15 protein-coding genes (1 of these 15 only partly in view) are annotated in these 17,289 nt (G+C 47.3%); 7 read left to right on the forward strand and 8 right to left on the reverse strand.

The features are described from left to right. Positions 1 to 713, forward strand: the 3' portion of a protein-coding gene (locus B5D40_RS08985) for a pyridoxine 5'-phosphate synthase (protein WP_073306112.1). 25 nt of this gene lie to the left of the window's left edge; only the last 713 of its 738 coding nucleotides appear in the window; its start codon lies beyond the left edge, outside the window; its stop codon occupies positions 711 to 713. 72 nt (positions 714 to 785) lie between these two features. Here B5D40_RS08985 and B5D40_RS08990 read toward each other — a convergent pair whose 3' ends face one another. Beyond that, positions 786 to 2,192, reverse strand: coding sequence for an FKBP-type peptidyl-prolyl cis-trans isomerase (locus tag B5D40_RS08990; protein WP_078776647.1), 1,407 nt, complete (start codon positions 2,190 to 2,192; stop codon positions 786 to 788). Positions 2,193 to 2,236: 44 nt separating this feature from the next. Here B5D40_RS08990 and B5D40_RS08995 point away from each other — a divergent pair, with 44 nt between their 5' ends. The 3 genes from B5D40_RS08995 to folD all read left to right on the forward strand — a co-directional run bounded on the left by B5D40_RS08995 (position 2,237) and on the right by folD (position 4,287). Next, entirely contained in the window at positions 2,237 to 2,923 is a 687-nt protein-coding gene (locus B5D40_RS08995) for a hypothetical protein (RefSeq protein ID WP_073306113.1), read from the forward strand. Positions 2,924 to 3,102: 179 nt separating this feature from the next. Then, complete coding sequence (locus B5D40_RS09000; protein ID WP_095849594.1) at positions 3,103 to 3,339, forward strand: hypothetical protein; 237 nt, start codon at positions 3,103 to 3,105, stop codon at positions 3,337 to 3,339. 105 nt (positions 3,340 to 3,444) lie between these two features. Beyond that, complete coding sequence (gene folD / locus B5D40_RS09005) at positions 3,445 to 4,287, forward strand: bifunctional methylenetetrahydrofolate dehydrogenase/methenyltetrahydrofolate cyclohydrolase FolD (RefSeq protein ID WP_078776648.1); 843 nt, start codon at positions 3,445 to 3,447, stop codon at positions 4,285 to 4,287. A 53-nt stretch (positions 4,288 to 4,340) separates the two neighbouring features. Here folD and B5D40_RS09010 read toward each other — a convergent pair whose 3' ends face one another. Then, positions 4,341 to 5,069: a pseudouridine synthase gene (locus B5D40_RS09010; RefSeq protein ID WP_234978163.1), complete on the reverse strand. Its 729-nt coding sequence runs from the start codon at positions 5,067 to 5,069 to the stop codon at positions 4,341 to 4,343. A gap of 268 nt (positions 5,070 to 5,337) precedes the next feature. On the opposite strand from B5D40_RS09010, the gene B5D40_RS09015 reads away from it, so the two are divergent. Then, entirely contained in the window at positions 5,338 to 5,712 is a 375-nt protein-coding gene (locus B5D40_RS09015) for a rhodanese-like domain-containing protein (RefSeq protein WP_078776649.1), read from the forward strand. Here the strand turns inward: B5D40_RS09015 and B5D40_RS09020 are convergent. After that, positions 5,658 to 6,575, reverse strand: a complete 918-nt coding sequence (locus B5D40_RS09020) for a tetraacyldisaccharide 4'-kinase (RefSeq protein WP_078776650.1) — start codon at positions 6,573 to 6,575, stop codon at positions 5,658 to 5,660. The genes B5D40_RS09015 and B5D40_RS09020 overlap by 55 nt on opposite strands. Before the next feature lie 113 nt (positions 6,576 to 6,688). Here B5D40_RS09020 and B5D40_RS09025 point away from each other — a divergent pair, with 113 nt between their 5' ends. After that, positions 6,689 to 7,873 carry an acetate/propionate family kinase gene (locus B5D40_RS09025; protein ID WP_078776651.1) on the forward strand — a complete coding sequence of 395 codons (1,185 nt, stop codon included), beginning with the start codon at positions 6,689 to 6,691 and terminating at the stop codon, positions 7,871 to 7,873. Positions 7,874 to 8,126: 253 nt separating this feature from the next. Here B5D40_RS09025 and B5D40_RS09030 read toward each other — a convergent pair whose 3' ends face one another. The 5 genes from B5D40_RS09030 to carB form a co-directional block, all read right to left on the reverse strand. Then, complete coding sequence (locus B5D40_RS09030) at positions 8,127 to 8,591, reverse strand: TM2 domain-containing protein (RefSeq protein ID WP_078776652.1); 465 nt, start codon at positions 8,589 to 8,591, stop codon at positions 8,127 to 8,129. A 437-nt stretch (positions 8,592 to 9,028) separates the two neighbouring features. Beyond that, a complete protein-coding gene (gene truA / locus B5D40_RS09035; protein ID WP_078776653.1) occupies positions 9,029 to 9,775 on the reverse strand; it encodes a tRNA pseudouridine(38-40) synthase TruA in 747 nt (248 codons plus the stop codon). Positions 9,776 to 9,777: 2 nt separating this feature from the next. Continuing rightward, positions 9,778 to 10,722: a hypothetical protein gene (locus B5D40_RS09040; RefSeq protein ID WP_078776654.1), complete on the reverse strand. Its 945-nt coding sequence runs from the start codon at positions 10,720 to 10,722 to the stop codon at positions 9,778 to 9,780. Positions 10,723 to 10,879: 157 nt separating this feature from the next. Next, entirely contained in the window at positions 10,880 to 12,037 is a 1,158-nt protein-coding gene (carA, locus tag B5D40_RS09045) for a glutamine-hydrolyzing carbamoyl-phosphate synthase small subunit (RefSeq protein WP_078776655.1), read from the reverse strand. 15 nt (positions 12,038 to 12,052) lie between these two features. Beyond that, positions 12,053 to 15,385 carry a carbamoyl-phosphate synthase large subunit gene (gene carB / locus B5D40_RS09050; RefSeq protein ID WP_078776656.1) on the reverse strand — a complete coding sequence of 1,111 codons (3,333 nt, stop codon included), beginning with the start codon at positions 15,383 to 15,385 and terminating at the stop codon, positions 12,053 to 12,055. A 370-nt stretch (positions 15,386 to 15,755) separates the two neighbouring features. On the opposite strand from carB, the gene B5D40_RS09055 reads away from it, so the two are divergent. Next, complete coding sequence (locus tag B5D40_RS09055) at positions 15,756 to 17,090, forward strand: GGDEF domain-containing protein (protein ID WP_073306124.1); 1,335 nt, start codon at positions 15,756 to 15,758, stop codon at positions 17,088 to 17,090. The last annotated feature ends 199 nt before the right edge of the window (positions 17,091 to 17,289 follow it).

Genomic DNA, 17,289 nt, shown 5'->3' on the forward strand with positions numbered 1-17,289 from the left:
TCGATCACATCGCCACCATCCGAGAAGCGAGAAAAATCCGCGAACCCGACCCCGTAGCCGGAGCCACTCTCGCAGAGCTCGCCGGATGTCACGGCATCACCGCCCATTTAAGGGAGGATCGACGCCATATCCAAGAACGGGACGTTCGTTTACTTCGTGGCATCATTACAACGCACTTGAATATGGAAATCGCGCCAACGCCAGAAATGACGCAACTGGCGATAGACATCCAGCCCGATATGATAACTCTTGTAACGGACAATCGCGAAGAAGTTACAATGGAAAGCGGATTGAATGTCGCAGCCCACATCGATGAACTGGCAAAGTCCGTCGCTGCATTCAAAAACAACGACATCGCCGTAAGCGTGTTCATTTCTCCCGATACCGACCAGGTGAAAGCCGCCAAAAAAATCGGAGCTGATTTTGTAGAATTTCACACGGGGCATTTCGCCAATGCTTTTGAGCTAGGTTCTTCCTCTGATGTGGATAGGGAATTCGCTGCCATCCAAGACATGACAATTCTCGCCCGCAAATACGGACTGCGAGTGAAAGCCGGATGTGGATTGAACTATCGGAATGTAGGATACATTTCAAGCATTGATGGAATAGAAGAATTGACCATCGGACATAGCATCATCGGCAGGTCTGTTCTGGTGGGAATCGATCGTGCAGTCAAAGAAATGCTTGCGGCAATTCGTCTTGCAGAACATTAATTTTCGTTTCTCTTTTCAACAAAAAAAAACAGGCTCGCCATGAGCCTGTTTTTTATTTGCAAATGCTAAAGTTTATTTCTTGGCGGCAAGAGAATCTTCCTGAGCTTTGGCAGGCTCTGCGGCAGGCTTCAGTTCTTCTTTTTTTGCAGCCTCTGCCTCCGCTTTTGTCTTTTGCTTGGCTGCGGCAATACTATCCGCTTTCGCTTGTTTTACGGCAGCGATGCTGTCTTGCTTGGCTTTCTTCGCAGCGGCGATACTGTCCGCTTTGGCTTTTTTAGCGGCGGCAATGCTGTCCTGCTTTGCCTTCTTTACCGCGGCAAGGCTATCCGCTGTAGCTTTCTTTGCAGCCTTCACTGCGGCGATGCTATCGGCTTTGGCCTTTTTCACTGCAGCGATACTGTCCGCCTTGGCTTTTTTAGCGGCGGCAATGCTGTCCAGCTTTGCCTTCTTTACCGCAGCAAGGCTATCTTGTTTAGCTTTCTTCGCGGCCTTCACTGCGGCGATGCTATCGGCTTTGGCCTTTTTCACTGCAGCGATACTGTCCGCTTTGGCTTTTTTGGCGGCGGCAATGCTGTCCTGCTTTGCCTGTTTTGCAGCGGCAATACTGTCAGCCTGAGCTTTCTTTGCCGCCTGAACAGCAGCGAGACTGTCTGCCTTTTGTTCTTCGGGAGTTTTCGTAGGAGCCACTTTGACAGAATCCACAGCCGACTCCGCAGAAACGACATTCAAAAGCTCCACCTGGAAAATCAACAACGCATTGGGCGGAATCACCGGAGAAGCCCCTTCAGTTCCATAACCGAGATTGCTCGGAATCCAAGCCTGCACTATTTCGCCGGGTTTCATCAAAGTCAGCAATTCCTGCCATCCCTGAATCACAGCACCAACAGGAAATTCCAACGGTTCTCCGCGCTTTACAGAGCTGTCGAATTCGGTTCCATTCAAAAGGGTTCCTGTATAGTGGACTCGGACTTTATCCGTTAGTACCGGGGATTTTGCCGTCGAGTCGATGGATTTCACCATATATTTATACTGCAATCCGCTGGCCGTGGTAATCACCCCTTCCGCCGACTTATTCTTTTCCAAAAAGACGTTCTGCGAATCCAGCGCCGCCTTTGCAGCTTCGACCGCCTTCTTTTCCCGCTCCACCTGCATTTGCAAAACGAGTTCCTGCAAAGCCTTTTCCGCCTGGGAATCGGTCATCAGAAGCGGATTTCCGTCCATCTGATCGCTCAAAGATTTCAGGAACAATTCCTTATCAATTTCAGCGTCCACATTTTTAATCGCGCGCCCCATATCCATGCCAAGCGCATAACTATACCGATCTTTAGCCGTAATCAGCGTGTCTTTTTTTACAGCGACCACCGCAGAGTCCTGCGCAGCCGTAGATACAGGAGTCGTTTCTGGTTTCGGAGTGCTAGAACAAGCAACAAATGTTCCCAAAACAGCAACCGACAAGATACTAGAAGTCCATAATTTCATATTTTAGTCCTTGATTTTTGTCTTTTTAATTTAGGAACTTTAAAATGAAAAAGCGGACACTTGTTTTACTTTTTGCCCTTTTCGCCACCAGTCTTTACGCAGCACGGCCCGTGCAACACGTCGAAGTTCCTTTTAACGTCGGAATTGGCCCGACCCTGTTCTGGCTGCCGGGCATTGCCGGTCGAGAATTTCATACCGGATTCAATTTGTCCCTCTACGGGGTCATTACCCCGCAAGCCCTGGAAAACAACAAAGAAAAAATCCCGTTAAAATACAGGCGCTATCTTAATACAATGCGAGAAATCCATCTGGCGCCCCTTTGGATGATTCTGGTTCCCCAATATGTGATCGTGAGTCCCGCCTCTCTCGGTGAAGACGATGCCGTTTACGGAGCCATCTGGTCTCTGTTGAGCGTCGGCCCGGAATTTATTTCCAAACGCCGCTATGTCTTGGAAGGCAAATTCTCGCCGACAATCAGCTTCCTGCACGTGGATTCCGACGACAACGAAGACACGGAAAATCTGCTTGGCATAGGCTGCACGCTTTCCCTTGTCTATACCTACGAAATTTCGGATCACGTTCTGATTTCCGTTTCGTATGCCCACCTGCTGCAATTGCCGTTGAGCATCAACTCGTACAAGCCCAACGACGCCACATCGGAGCACTGGATTCAAGGCGGAGCACTGTCTTTGACCCTAAATATTCGCTTTGGCATGGAACAAAAACTGTAAAACCGTGATTTTCATCAACATCCCTAAAATAATCGTTGTGATTTACAGCAATCTTTTAGGAAAGCCCCTTTTCAAAGTCGGTTTCTCCCTTTACGAAAGGTTTCAAAAAATTTAACTTTCCCTCGGATGGATTGAGTAGAAACAAGACGCGCAAGCGTCCTGAATAAAAGGGGTACATTATGCAGAAAATGACTCTATTTGCATCCGCGCAAGAGGCAAAACGCTACACGCGAACACCTCTTGAATTTGAACACATCCAGGATCGGGCACGCCGAATTCTTTTAAACTCCCTTTCCCAAAACAAGACCGAAAATGCTTTGAAACCGAAGATGTTCCAATGCCCGCGTCCTTTAGCCGTTTTGACGCTTTTTCTGGCGGCTGAAATTACCGACTGGATGCACAACGATTCCCACTAGCAGAATCCAAAAATCTTCAACAAGCCATTCCTTTATCGGGGGAAAACGCTTTTGCCTTATCAAAAGCGAACCTGTTTGCTATTTTTCCAAAAAACGGAGAAAAATATGTCTGCACAAATCCTAGACGGAAAAGCCCTCGCCAAAGAATGCGAAGCTCAACTCAAGGCCCGCGTCGAAGCTCTCAAAGAACGCACGGGCAAAACTCCCATTTTGGCAACCATCCTCGTCGGCGATGACCCGGCCAGCGCCACTTATGTAAAAATGAAAGGAAACGCCTGCGCTCGGGTCGGCATGGAAAGCCTGCCGGTCCACATGCCAAAACAGACCACCACGAAAGAACTTCTCGACAAAATTCAGGAACTCAATGAAAATCCGAACATCCACGGCATCCTGCTTCAACACCCCGTGCCCCGTCACATCGATGAACGCGCCGCATTTGAAGCCATTGAACGCCGAAAGGATGTGGACGGAGTCACCTGTCTCGGATTCGGTCTGATGTCGATGGGCGAAAAAGCCTACGGCAGCGCAACACCGGCTGGAATTATGCGCATTCTCAAAGCTTACAACATTCCGCTGGAAGGCAAGCACGCCGTTGTCGTCGGTCGCAGCGCAATTCTCGGAAAGCCCATGGCGATGATGCTGCTGAACGCGAACTGCACGGTCACCATCTGCCACAGCAAGACCCAGAATCTGGAAAAACTCGTCGGCGAAGCGGACATTCTGGTCGGAGCCGTCGGAAAGCCCGAATTCATCAAAACCGCATGGATTAAAAAAGGAGCCGTCGTCATTGACGCAGGTTACCATCCCGGAGGCCTCGGAGATATCGAAAAGAATGGGCTCGACGAAATTGCGAGCGCCTACACGCCCGTTCCCGGCGGAGTCGGCCCGATGACCATCAACACGCTCATCTACAACAGCGTAGAAAGCGGCGAAGATTTTTTGAAGTAAAAAGCGCCGAAAGCATTCTCACCGATCCTTGCATTTTTCAAGGGTCGGATTTTTTATGCGCCCGTTTCGTCCAAAGACAGGCGGCGAATTTCTCCCGGTTTCAAATTTCCCAACGTCCATTTGCCGATTCTCACCCGAACAAGGCGCAAAACCGAGATGTTCAAAAATTCCAGGATCCGACGGATTTCCCGATTTTTTCCTTCGTTCAACACGACGGAAAGCCAGCACGTCTTTTTTCCGCAACGCAAAATTTTAACCCGTTCCATCCGCATTTTTTCAAAAGGCATTCCAAAAACACGAGGCGGGACCAAAACGCCACTTTGCATTTGCCGCATTTCTTGATCTGACGGCTTTCTATGAATTTGTACGTGATATTCCTTTTCCAAATGCGACTTTGGAGAAAGAATCCTGTCCGCAAATGCGGTATCGTTGGTCATCAGCAACAATCCCTCACTGGCCTTGTCTAAACGCCCGACAGGAAAAACATGCTGCTGAAATTTTCCCGCGACCAAATCCAAAACCGTTTTCCGCCCGCGTTCATCCGAAGCCGTAGCAACAATTCCCCGCGGCTTATTCAACGCAAAATAAAGCAGAGCCGCAGGCAAAACCGGAACTCCATCCACGGAAATTTCCGCATTCATCGGCACAGGCGTTTCAGGATCCACAACGACTTTTCCATTCCAAGCGACTCGACCTTCGCAAACCAGAGATTCCGCTTTAGCACGCGAACAAAAACCGCGCTTGTTCAAAATTCTGGCAATGCCAAAATGCTTTTCATTCATCCTTGGAATCATTTTGTTTAAATTTAGACATTGCGAGAATCGCCCAGATGATTTGCGCCTCATTTTTCGCCGTTCTAAACCAGAAATCAAATCAAAAGCAACGCTATTTTGCCGCTTCGTCAAAATTCCATCCACTTTTTTATTACAATTTCTTTAGACCACCTCTAAAAATCGCTTTGGTTCGCTAACCGGTCCCTGCCCTTCGACAGAAACGATTTTTTGAAAATGGATTTTTAAAGGCGGCCTTTAAACCTTTTCTGGAGATAAAATGAAAAAACTTTTATTATGCCTCTTCGTCCTATTCTTTTCAGGATTCAGCTTTGCCGAAGCCCCCGCATACAAAACCATCTCTTGGGACAAAGCGATTGAAATGTATAAAAGTAAAAAAGGCGCGCTCTTTGTCGATGTCCGAACACCAGACGAAGTCTCGCAAGGAACCGTCAGCGGCTCCATAAACATCCCGCTTCAGCAAATTCAAGCGCGCTTTGCCGAACTCCCCAAAGATAAAGATTTGCTCATCTTCTGCCGAAGTGGAAGACGCAGCCAAGCCGCCTCGGAATTTTTAACAAGCCAAGGTTACACGAGAATTTACAACGTCGATGGCGGATTTCTCGCCGCGCCTCCTGCCGCCGCATTCAAATAAGCATTCAAAGCGGCACTGAGTTCCACCCGTTCCTCGGCAATGTAGAGGAGCGGATTTTTTTTTGCATCGGCATCCAATCGAGCGGCATCTTTTTCCGTAATGACCACCGGAACTCCCCGTAAAATTTCATTCTCGAGAACCTTCGCATAATTTTTAAAATGATCCGGAAGAAAAATTTTTCGAACGACGTGCAATCCGTAACGTTCCACATCTCGGACAAAACGCTCCGGATTTCCAATCCCGACAACAACCGCACATTTCGCATGGAGCGCTATCGTATTCCCCTGAGAATTGCCTATTTTTGAAATTCCAAAACGCAAGTTCATTTCTGAATTTTCCATATTCGTTTCGGATTCCATACAAATTATCTGTTTGACGTTCGGATGATCTTTTTCCAAACTGACACATAAACCCGCCGGAAGCAAATCCGCAATTTTTTGCGCACGTTCCCCCCAGCGCAAAACATAAATTTCAGCGTTGGAAAAGCGGGTATCTTCCAAGCCGCCATCGCAAAGGACAATGTCAAAATCCTCCTCGATTTCTTTTGCTTTTCCGTAGCGGTTTCGCGTTTTAAAAATCTTCAGATTTGGCAATTTTTGGGAAACCATTCGATATTCATCCCAAGCATCGTTATGGCAAAGATACGCCACACGAAATCCCATCGTCAAAAATCGCCGAGAGAGTTCCAGCGCAAACGGCGTTTTTCCTGCACCGCCCGCTAAAAAAGACCCGACGACAATCACTTGATTTTTCAACGGTTTCTTCGGTCGATAAATCATTTTTTTGGACAGCAGAAAAATCGTACGATAGAAGGCCGCCAAAAGAAGGCGAACGCCAAAAGGAAATTTCAAAAAACGATGCATCGCCAACAGTATAGAAAATCCCGTTCAAAAACGTCTCCGTTTCTTGATAAAAAAGCAATCCGTCCCTTTTTCTTTTTCTACTTTTATACAAAACATTTATCAAAGGTTATACTATGCGCATTCTCGTTTTGAATTGTGGAAGTTCTTCTGTCAAATTCGCCGTCATCGACACAGAAAACAAAGAATCCCTGTCAAGCGGACTCGTGGAAAACATCGGCGTAAACGGGCACTTCAAAGCCAAAGGTCCCGAAGGAAAAGCGGAATTTCATTTTGATTGCCCAACCCACAAGGAAGCCGTCGTCGAAGTTCAAAAATTTCTGACCGCACAAAAACTCATCAACACTATCGAAGCTGTTGGCCATCGCGTCGTTCACGGTGGAAAATACATCAAGTCCGAACCCGTGACACAAGAACTGATTGACTACATTCGCAGTATCATTCTTTTTGCCCCGCAACACGAAGGGGCGCACGCCACCGGTATGGAAGTCGCTAAAGAAATTTTCCCAGGACTTCCTCAACTCGCTGTATTCGACACGGCTTTCCACCAGACAATGCCGCGCAAGGCTTTCCTCTACGGCATCCCGTACTCTTATTACGAAGATCTCAAAATTCGCCGCTACGGATTCCACGGGACTTCCCACCGTTATGTCAGCGCGGAAGCGGCCCGCATTTTGAACAAGAAACCCGAAGAATTGAATCTAATCACAGCCCACCTCGGAAACGGCAGTTCCTGTTCTGCCATCCACGCGGGCAAATGCGTCGATACGACAATGGGATTTACGCCGCTTGACGGTCTTGTGATGGGCACACGTTCAGGCTCCCTCGATCCAGCAATTCTTTTCTTTCTCAACAAAAAACTCGGCTACGACATTGACCGTTTAAACAAGCTGGTCAATAAGGAAAGCGGGCTTCTCGGCCTTTCGGGGCTCAGCAATGACATGCGAACCATCACGCAAAAAGCGGCGGAAGGCCACACCGGAGCGCAAATCGCATTGGAAGTTTTCTGTTACAAACTCGCCCGCGAAATCGGCGGCATTACCATGGCACTCCCCCGTCTCGACGCTCTGGTTTTCACCGGCGGCATCGGCGAAAACAGCCGAGTAGTTCGCGAAACAACTTTGGAAAATCTGGCGATTCTCGGTTTCAAAATCGACCACCAGAGAAACGAAGACAACGGCGCAAATTCCAACCATATCATCTCGGCGGAAGGCTCGACTCCGCTCGCTATGGTTGTACCTACAAACGAAGAACTGCTGATTGCGCTCGACACTGCGGAATATGCGAAGAGCGTCAAATAATTCTGCATTTTTAAAGCACAAAGGGCGCAGTATTCTGCGCCTTTTTTCATACAAAAAATTGTTTTGGTAAATGCTTCAGCAAGCGGCAGCTGCCCTTCGACAGGCTCAGAGACCGGTTGCCGAACTACTCAAAGGGACTAGGAACGAAAACTGAACAATACTTTCGGTATTGGCCACTTTGAGAGACGAAGCAACGCAATACATCGCAATTTTTTGAAAATGAATTTTTAGAGATGTTCACAAAAGATATCGTTTACCATTCCGTAATGGGAAGGTCATCCGAATCGGTATAGCGACCGGCTAAAATAAACGCCAATTCTGCAAGCCACCAAATGCAGGGAATCAACAAGAGGAAAGAACCCAGCCCAAACGTAAGTACGCTTATAGCTGTACAGAAACCCTCCATTATAATAAACCCAATAGCGCGCCCAATTTTCCCGACATAAAAATTGTGAATACTTAACCAACCAAAGAAAAAACAAAGTATCGCAGCTAGCAATCTACTATTCGAAGAAACAAGCTCCGTTCCCATCGAAACAGGAGCACTTGCCTCAGTCTCTTTTCTAGAAAAAAGTCGTTCTTCGCCATTCGTAAACATATCAATAGAATCGCCAACATGGGGAACAAAGGAAAATTCCTTTCGTTCTGCTACAATGAGCGATCCGTCATCGTTGCCAATAGAAATTTTTTCACCTTCAATTTTCAAAATTTTAGCCATACAGACTCCTTTGAAAGATTTCACAACAGATAAATTCCCTGTAAAACCGATAATTATAACAAAACACCATCAAATGTTTTTTTGTTTGCACTCGTAAATAAGAGCTAAAGGTGGGATTACAAGGCGCATTTTATCTCTTTTGCTTGAAAAATTTGTCTTTATTCTTGCATTCTTGAATACGACTAAAATTTCTTGGTCGTTGCCTAAGAACGAACAAACCCGATTTCACATTTTTTGTTCACGGCGTACTCATTCCACAAATTTTAAAGCATATTGACGAAAAAATGTTGTCAACTATTTTCATCAAAAGCCGTTTTCCATGTCCGCTTTTTTCATTGGAAAAATTCTTTGTCTTGCATTTCAAAATTCAGCGAAATCAAAAATAATGTTCTGAAAGAAATTTTATCCGAAATAAAAAATGGTTGCGACAAAAATCGCTATCCATAAATCACGTCTTCCAAAACCAGACCTTGCGGCGGCGCCATCGTGCGTTCGCCCTTGAAATTTTCCGCAAAAATTTCCTGAACGCTTCCTTTGGGATAACGCCCACGCCCCACATCGAAAAGCGTTCCCACCATGGCGCGCACCTGCCTGTGCAAAAAACGATTGCCTTGGATATGCCACTGCGAAATGTAATCGTTCACTCGGACAAGTTCAAAACGCGTCAAATTGCAAACGGTACTTTTGCCGTCATGCCGGGGAATGCAAAATCGGATAAAATCGTGTTCCCCCAAAAAAGATTCCGCTTCCTTTTCCATCAAGGCATAGTCCACAGGCAAATGCCCGATTTCCCAGCCAAAATCGCGGAGAAGCGCCACGGGCCGCGTGAAAAGCGTGTAAACATAATAGCGCGAAATTGCATCATACCGAGAATGGAATTGAGAATCGCACATTTCCAAATCTCGGATTTTAACGTCCCCTCGCCCCAGCCCATTGATGGATCTCGTCAATTTTTGGCAATCGATTTTTCCATCAAAATCAAAATGCACCATCTGCCCGCGAGCATGAACGCCCGTATCGGTGCGTCCCGCCGCCACCAAATCAATCGGAGAACGAAGAGCCGTACGAAAAGCCTCTTCCAATGCCGACTGCACCGTGACGAATTTTGTTTTGCCGTGTTCGTTCTGTTCCTGCCAGCCAAAATAGGCACTGCCCAAGTATTCGCAGCGGAATCGGTAGCGCATTTCTATTCTCCGGTTTCCCGCTTGATGCGAATCACCGTTTCGACCTGCTCTTCGGAAAGCTGCGTGCGGCGAGCGATTTCAGAAGGCGTCAGTCCTCGCCGATTGAGTTGCAAAACTTTTTCTTTGTCCGCGCGTTCCCGATCAAAGCGAGTCATTTCCAAAGGATTTGGTTTGGGAATCGCTTCCGTCTGCAAAGTATTATGGCTTTGCGCTTTGATTTTATTCACCTTGTCCGGATCTCGATGAACGCCCTTCGGATTGGAAAGCCTCGACAAAGTATCAGAAAGGGACTGCACCGCTTTCGTAATGCGTTCTTTAGCGGTCGGGCGCAATGCGGGAATTTTGACTTCGCCATCCGCATTTTCAAATTCCACATTTTCCCCAATAGGAAGCGAGGCATTTGAAGCGACATCCGGATTTTCTTTTACATCATCTATAATGGAACGGCGATGTACCCGAGTCCTATCAACAAATGTCGGATCGTCCAAGCCGCCCTTAGGCGTTTTAAATCGATTTTCCGCTCGGATTTTTTCCAACTGGCGAGTGATTTCTTCTTGTCGATTTCGCAAAAAAAGAAACACGCCGCAAGCGATGAGCAAAAGCAGAATAAGCCCGCCGAGAACATACAAGAAAATGTTTGAAGTAGAACTTTCCTTTTTCACAGGCGCAGAAACAGTTTGGGTGGCCGGCGCTTCCACGGATTTCGAAGAAGATTCCAAATCGCGCATCGCGATAAGCACTCCCCAAAGAGAATCCCGCCGTGCAATAGCGGCCTCTTTAGAATCAGAATCCGCAGAAAAAACAGTCATATCGGCTAAATCAATTTCTTCTCGCAAGTGCAAATAGCGCGCTCCATCCATCTTGGGCTGAAACGGATCGGCCTTTAAAAAAGCAAATAGGACCACAGCGAGCACAAAAAGAACCGCAGGAACGATAAATTTTTTCATAACAAAAATTTACCAAAAAAACGCTAAAAGCAAAAAACGAATCTTCGATTTTTCTTGATTTTGCGAATAAAAAAGCAATCAAAATTCGCAAAAGAATTTTCAATGCAAAAAGTCCTCGGTCGCCCGAAGACTTTCAAACGCAAAATTTTGCAAAGCCCTATCTTTTATTTTCCAATACCAATTTCCTGCATTCGACAAAGAATGGGTTGGAATCATGCGGGCCCGGCGCCGCCTCTGGATGAAATTGCACAGCAATCATCGGCACTTTCTTGGAACGAAAACCTTCTATGGATTGATCGTTCAAATTGACATGCGTTACTTCCAGAATTTCCGAGTCGATGGAATTTTCCAGAACCGCAAAATTGTGATTCTGCGAAGTCACCATCACACGCCCCGTATCCAAAAATTTCACCGGGTGGTTTCCGCCGTGATGTCCAAATTTGAGACGCCCCGTTTGCGCGCCATTCGCCAAACCCAAAATCTGATGACCAAGGCAAATACCCATCACCGGAACCTTGCCAAGAATCGCTTTCGCATTCTGAACAGCATCCCGAACTCCAGCAGGATCGCCCGGGCCATTCGAAAAGAATACGGCGTCCGGCTTCATGGCAAGCACATCGTTCGCCGCCGTATAAGCAGGAACAACTGTTACCCGAAATCCTTGCATTCGCAAATTTCGTAGGATATTCTTTTTTATGCCGAAATCATACGCCACCAGTTTTAAATCCGCCGGAGGCAATTCTTTGGGCATTCCAAAATCCGAAGCGAAGTCGTCCGAAAATTCATACGGCTTTTTGCACGTCACCGATTCGACCATATCGATTCCATCAAGGCCATTCCAGGCTTTTGCTTTGGCAACGCCTTCTTCTGGAGTCACTTTTCCCGAAGTGCAAATAAATCCCTTAACCGTTCCTTTTTCTCGCAGCAAAAGTGTCAGGGCGCGAGTGTCAATTCCCGCCAACGCAGGAATACCAAAACGCTTCAACGCATTGACTAGACTTTCTTCGGAACGCCAGTTGGAGTCCGCATTGATTTGCTGAACCAAAAGTCCCGCAGCCTGAAATTTTTCGCTTTCCATGTCCGCAGAATTTACGCCGACATTGCCGATTTCCGTCTCGGTCAGCGTCACAAATTGCCCCGCATAAGATGGATCGGAAAGAATTTCTTCATATCCCGAAAGCGAAGTATTGAATACAACTTCACCAAAGGAATCTACAGGCGCTCCCATCGAATAGCCGTAAAAAATGCTGCCATCGGCAAGAGCAAGAAAAGCCTTGCGTTCGCGTTGAATTTTCCATTTTTCTTGTAATGTCATAGAAGCAGTTCCTTATTAAACATTGACTTTCGGAGCATGACGCTGATATTCCTGAATCGAACAGACTTCAACGCCAAATTTGCCATCTCCCGATTCACCTTTCATGTCTTCTAGACCTTCGACGGTGGCACGGAGCGCATCAATTGTCGTCGTAATGGGAATTCCGCGAAGAATGCAGGTGGAACGAATTTTTGCTTCGTCCTTTGCCGCTTTAGCTCCCGGCGTCGGCGTATTCACAATCCACGCTAAATCTTTTTCATCGATTAAGTCCAAAACATTCGGGCGTCCATCCGATATGCGGAACACGCCATGCGTTTTGATTCCGTGATTGCGAAGAACCGTGCTGGTTCCACGTGTTGAAAAAATTTCAAACCCGAGTTTCACCAATCGTTTTGCAAACGGCACGACCGTTTCTTGATCCGCATCTTTTACGCTCAAGAAGATATTTCCTTTCATCGGCACAAAATTTCCTGCACCGACTTGACTCTTGATATAAGCCATGGAATGTCTGGAATCCAGGCCCATCACTTCGCCCGTCGATTTCATTTCGGGAGAAAGAATCACATCGACTCCCGGGAAGCGCGCAAAGGGGAAAACCGCTTCTTTTACCGCAAAATATTTGGGTGTAAAAAGTTTTGTGTATCCCAAGTCCTTCAATTTTTTCCCGGCCATCACCAAAGATGCGAGTTTGGCAAAAGGAATTCCGGTCGCTTTGGAAACAAAGGGAACAGTGCGACTGGCGCGAGGATTCACTTCAATCACATAAATGTCGTCGCCATGCACGGCAAACTGAACGTTCATCAAGCCGACAACATGAAGTTCTTTTGCAAAAGCAATCGCCAACTTCCGAAGGCGTTCCTGAATTTCTTTGGAGAACGTCGGAGGCGGAATCGTGCACGCCGAATCCCCGGAATGGATTCCCGCCAATTCGATATGTTCCATGATGCCGCAAATTTCCGACGTTTCGCCGTCCGAAATGCAATCCACATCGCATTCCGTCGCCTGTTCCAAAAAATGATCCACCAAAATGGGGCGATCCGGAGAGACTTCGAGCGCTTCCTCTTCCATATATTTGCGGAGGGCTGCTTCGTCGTGAACGATGCACATCGCACGCCCGCCAAGAACAAAGCTGGGGCGAGCAAGCACCGGGAATCCAATCTTGTGAGCAATAGCGACCGCTTCATCTGCCGTTTGCGCCATTCCCGAAGGCGGCTGCAACACCTGCAACTTGTTCACGATTTCGCCAAAAAGTTTCCGGTCTTCGGCAGCGTCAATCATCGCAGGCGAAGTTCCGATAATATGCACGCCGTTTTCTTCTAGCTGATTCGCCAAATTCAGCGGTGTCTGCCCACCGAATTGCACAATGGCTCCGTCGCATTTTTCATGGCGATAAACATTCAGCACATCTTCCAAAGTGAGCGGTTCAAAATACAGTTTGTCCGACGTGTCGTAATCGGTAGAAACCGTTTCCGGATTCGAGTTCACCATGACCGTTTCAAAACCCGCTTTACGAAGCGCAAAAGAAGCGTGAACGCAGCAGTAGTCGAATTCGATGCCCTGACCAATGCGATTCGGACCGCCGCCCAGAATCATGATTTTTTTCTTTTGCGAAGCCTTTTCTCCTGGACGAAGTCCCGTGCCGTCACCAAGCTGGCCTTCTGTCGGATTGGCAAAATGGTTGTCTTTGTGACGGTAAGTCGAATAAAGGTACGGCGTGTAGGACTGGAACTCCGCGGCGCAAGTATCTACCTGAGCAAAGGAGGGAACAACTCCAATGGATTCCCGCGCTTCTCGCACCTGCATTTCTTTTGTCTGCAATATCCATGCGATCTGGCGATCCGAAAAACCGAGTTCCTTCGCCTGAAGAAAGAGAGCCGGTTCCTTGACAAGTCCTTTGAGAGTCTTGGCCGAACGGATTTCATCTTCAAAAAGGGAAATCTCTTCGAGTTCGCGCAAAAACCACTTGTCTATTTTGCAAATGCCGTGAATTTTATCCACGCTCCATTGACGGCGGAACGCCGCCCGCACAAAGAATATTCTGTCTGCGGAAGGACGAGCGATTTCCGCTGCCAGTTCCTCGTCAGAAACCGATTCAAAACGGGAATCCTTACCATCGGCACCATAGCCCGCCCGCCCCGTCTCCAAAGAGCGCATCGCTTTTTGGAAGGACTGTTTGAATGTGCGTCCAATCGCCATCACTTCGCCGACGGACTTCATCTGCGTCCCCAGTTTCGTATCGGCACCGTTGAACTTTTCAAAAGCGAACCGTGGAACCTTTGTGACGATGTAGTCAATCGAAGGTTCAAAGCAAGCAGGCGTCACTTTCGTGATGTCGTTCAAAATTTCATCTAAAGTATAACCCACCGCAAGCTTGGCCGCAAATTTCGCAATCGGGAATCCCGTCGCCTTGGAAGCTAGAGCCGAAGAGCGGGACACGCGCGGATTCATTTCAATGACAACAATGCGACCGTTCTGCGGGTTGAGCGCAAACTGCACATTCGATCCACCGGTGTCAATGCCGATTTCTCGCATTACCGCAATCGCCGCATCACGGAGTTTCTGGTATTCGCGGTCAGTGAGAGTCAAAGCCGGAGCAACCGTAATGGAGTCGCCCGTATGCACACCCATCGGATCCAAATTTTCAATGGAGCAGACGATGACGCAGTTGTCCTTATGGTCGCGCATCACTTCCAGTTCAAATTCTTTCCAGCCTTCAATGGACTCTTCAATCAAGACTTCCGAAGTCGGGCTGTAATAAAGCCCCCGCTGCACTATCGTATCGAACTCTTCTTCGCTATGCGCGATGCCGCCGCCAGTGCCACCCAAGGTAAATCCAGGGCGAATCACTACGGGCCAACAATCCAATTTTTTCTGGGCTTCATGCGCCTCTTCCAGCGAATGTACCGAAACGCTTCTCGGCATATCGAGGCCAATTCTTTCCATCGCTTCCTTGAAAAGTTCCCGGTCTTCCGCCTTGTTGATGACATCGGGGCGCGCTCCAATCATCTCTACATTATAACGGGAAAGGACGCCCTTTTTGTGCAACTTCATCGCCAAATTCAAAGCGGTCTGGCCACCAAGGGTGGGAAGCAGCGCATCGGGTCGTTCACGACGAATAATTTCCGTCAGCGCCTGAGCTGTCAAAGGTTCAATATAAGTGCGATCTGCGAAATCCGGATCCGTCATAATGGTCGCCGGATTTGAATTGACTAGAACGACTTCGTAACCTTCGGCTTTCAGCGATTTGCACGCCTGCACGCCGGAGTAGTCAAATTCGCAGGCCTGGCCGATTACAATCGGGCCCGAACCGATAAGCATGATTTTTTTGATGTCTTCACGTTTTGGCATAATACCTTCACTTAAGCTAAATCGGCGTAATTTTAGAAACATCCAGCGGCAAAGAAAAGGGGAATTTTTTATCTTTTTTCGCAATAAAAAAAGGACGTCCTGTCCTAGTAGGAATCTTTTTTCCAACCCAAGTCAAAACTTCCCCAAAAGCGACATTTTCGTAAAATTCGCCAACCTTCTTCTACATTTTTGTCGAATGTTTTTTTTCTCTATTTTTCATCTCCTAGAAAATCAGCAGGCATTTCTCGGCGAATTACACACAAACGAAATTTTGAATTATTCCGGTTAATGCGGCTTATTCGCCCGCAATTTTCCCTTCAAAAACGCCATCTACGTCCATTTTGCCCGATTTCTAACTAAATTTTATACCATGAACTGGAAATTCTATATCATTTGGCTTATCGCATACCTCTCCGGCGTCATTTTCGTTTACCTTCTCCCCGAAAATTCGCTATCCACCGCCCTCCGCTTCGCCTTCCTTGGCGTTTGGGGCTCTGTTCTCGGCGCTTTATTTAACATGGTGAATAGCAAAAGTCAAAATGCCAAAGCGACTGACACTTTTGAAACGGCTTTGAACAAAAAACAGCCAGAAACCACTCTTATTCCTGTTGTCAGCGGAAAAGAAATAAACAACGATACTCCTGCGTTCCCCAAAAGTTACGCCGAAGAAAATTCGACTCCAAATCTTCCCCAGCCGACAATCGATTTTCCCAGCACTGAATGGATAGATTTCAACAGCAACCTACTGCGCAACCGCCCATTCCCCGAAGTCATCCACAAACTTAACGACGTTCTTCCTAAAATTTTCAAAAACGCTTCTGGCGTTCTTTACATGTACAGCAATACGCAAACGGAATTGCACCAGATTTTTGCCTTCGGTCCAAACACCATTAGCGATCCCTTGATCGTTCCTGCGGAATGCGCAAGCTTTGACAGCGCAAAAATCGTCGTCGCCGATTATTCGGATCCACAACACGTAAACGGCTGCATGCATCTACACCATCGTCCACAGGGCTATTCTTTCTGCGCCCCCATCGAAGGACTCGAAGAACACTTCGGCATTTTGACCATCCAGGTCGATGAACTCCCTCCAGGCGAAAGCGTCGAATCCTGGAAAACAAAAATATCCATGGTTGTCACCGCTTTTGGCCTATTCGTCGCCAACCAGAATCTGCAAGTCCGTTTCAAAACGCAAAGTTTACGAGATCAACTGACAGGACTTGTAAACAAGCGCTATATGGAAGAGGCTCTAACACGCGCCGTCAGCGAAGCGCGCAGGCACGGAACTCCTATCGGCATGATTATGCTCCACCCGGATAATTTTGAAAGCATGAAAAATGAAAGAGGCTTGCATGTTGTAGAACAAATGCTGTGGGAACTCGCCCAAAGACTTCCACGCTATATTAGAACCGAAGACATCCCCTGCCGCTTTTCCGAGGACGTCCTTTGCATTCTATTGCCCGGTGCCGACAAAATCCGTACGCAAAAACGCGCTGAAAAAATCCGCCACGAAATAGAAAACCTGCAAATCTCTTATGGGAATTTGCTTTTGCAAACAACGCTCAGTCTCGGCGTTTCTACTTTCCCGGAAAACGCAAGCGATGCGAACGGTTTAATCGCCTCTGCGGAACATGCGATGCACGAAGCGGACGCTCTTGGCCAAAATCGCGTGTGCGTCTCCCAATCAGCACCAGAAAAAAATTAGCCATGAAAAAAAATCCTAAAAACTCTGCGCAAAGCAGAGTTTTTTTATTTGGAATTTATATACAATCTTCCATCAAATACCAGCAATTATTTTTAAAAGAGTGAACGTTTTTTTCGCAAGGGAGAACTCGGTTATCGGTTTTCAGTTATCCGTTTTCTGTCTTCTGTTTTCAGTTCCAACTTTCAATTTCCAACTTCCA

Origin of the sequence: Fibrobacter intestinalis (assembly GCF_900167415.1) — a bacterium.
Lineage (GTDB): Bacteria > Fibrobacterota > Fibrobacteria > Fibrobacterales > Fibrobacteraceae > Hallerella > Hallerella intestinalis.

Coding starts and splice junctions, on each gene's coding strand:
- B5D40_RS08990 (WP_078776647.1), bottom strand. CDS start 2,192: ATGAAATTATGGACTTCTAGTATCTTGTCGGTTGCTGTTTTGGGAACA.
- B5D40_RS08995 (WP_073306113.1), top strand. CDS start 2,237: ATGAAAAAGCGGACACTTGTTTTACTTTTTGCCCTTTTCGCCACCAGT.
- B5D40_RS09000 (WP_095849594.1), top strand. CDS start 3,103: ATGCAGAAAATGACTCTATTTGCATCCGCGCAAGAGGCAAAACGCTAC.
- folD (WP_078776648.1), top strand. CDS start 3,445: ATGTCTGCACAAATCCTAGACGGAAAAGCCCTCGCCAAAGAATGCGAA.
- B5D40_RS09010 (WP_234978163.1), bottom strand. CDS start 5,069: ATGAATGAAAAGCATTTTGGCATTGCCAGAATTTTGAACAAGCGCGGT.
- B5D40_RS09015 (WP_078776649.1), top strand. CDS start 5,338: ATGAAAAAACTTTTATTATGCCTCTTCGTCCTATTCTTTTCAGGATTC.
- B5D40_RS09020 (WP_078776650.1), bottom strand. CDS start 6,575: ATGCATCGTTTTTTGAAATTTCCTTTTGGCGTTCGCCTTCTTTTGGCG.
- B5D40_RS09025 (WP_078776651.1), top strand. CDS start 6,689: ATGCGCATTCTCGTTTTGAATTGTGGAAGTTCTTCTGTCAAATTCGCC.
- B5D40_RS09030 (WP_078776652.1), bottom strand. CDS start 8,591: ATGGCTAAAATTTTGAAAATTGAAGGTGAAAAAATTTCTATTGGCAAC.
- truA (WP_078776653.1), bottom strand. CDS start 9,775: ATGCGCTACCGATTCCGCTGCGAATACTTGGGCAGTGCCTATTTTGGC.
- B5D40_RS09040 (WP_078776654.1), bottom strand. CDS start 10,722: ATGAAAAAATTTATCGTTCCTGCGGTTCTTTTTGTGCTCGCTGTGGTC.
- carA (WP_078776655.1), bottom strand. CDS start 12,037: ATGACATTACAAGAAAAATGGAAAATTCAACGCGAACGCAAGGCTTTT.
- carB (WP_078776656.1), bottom strand. CDS start 15,385: ATGCCAAAACGTGAAGACATCAAAAAAATCATGCTTATCGGTTCGGGC.
- B5D40_RS09055 (WP_073306124.1), top strand. CDS start 15,756: ATGAACTGGAAATTCTATATCATTTGGCTTATCGCATACCTCTCCGGC.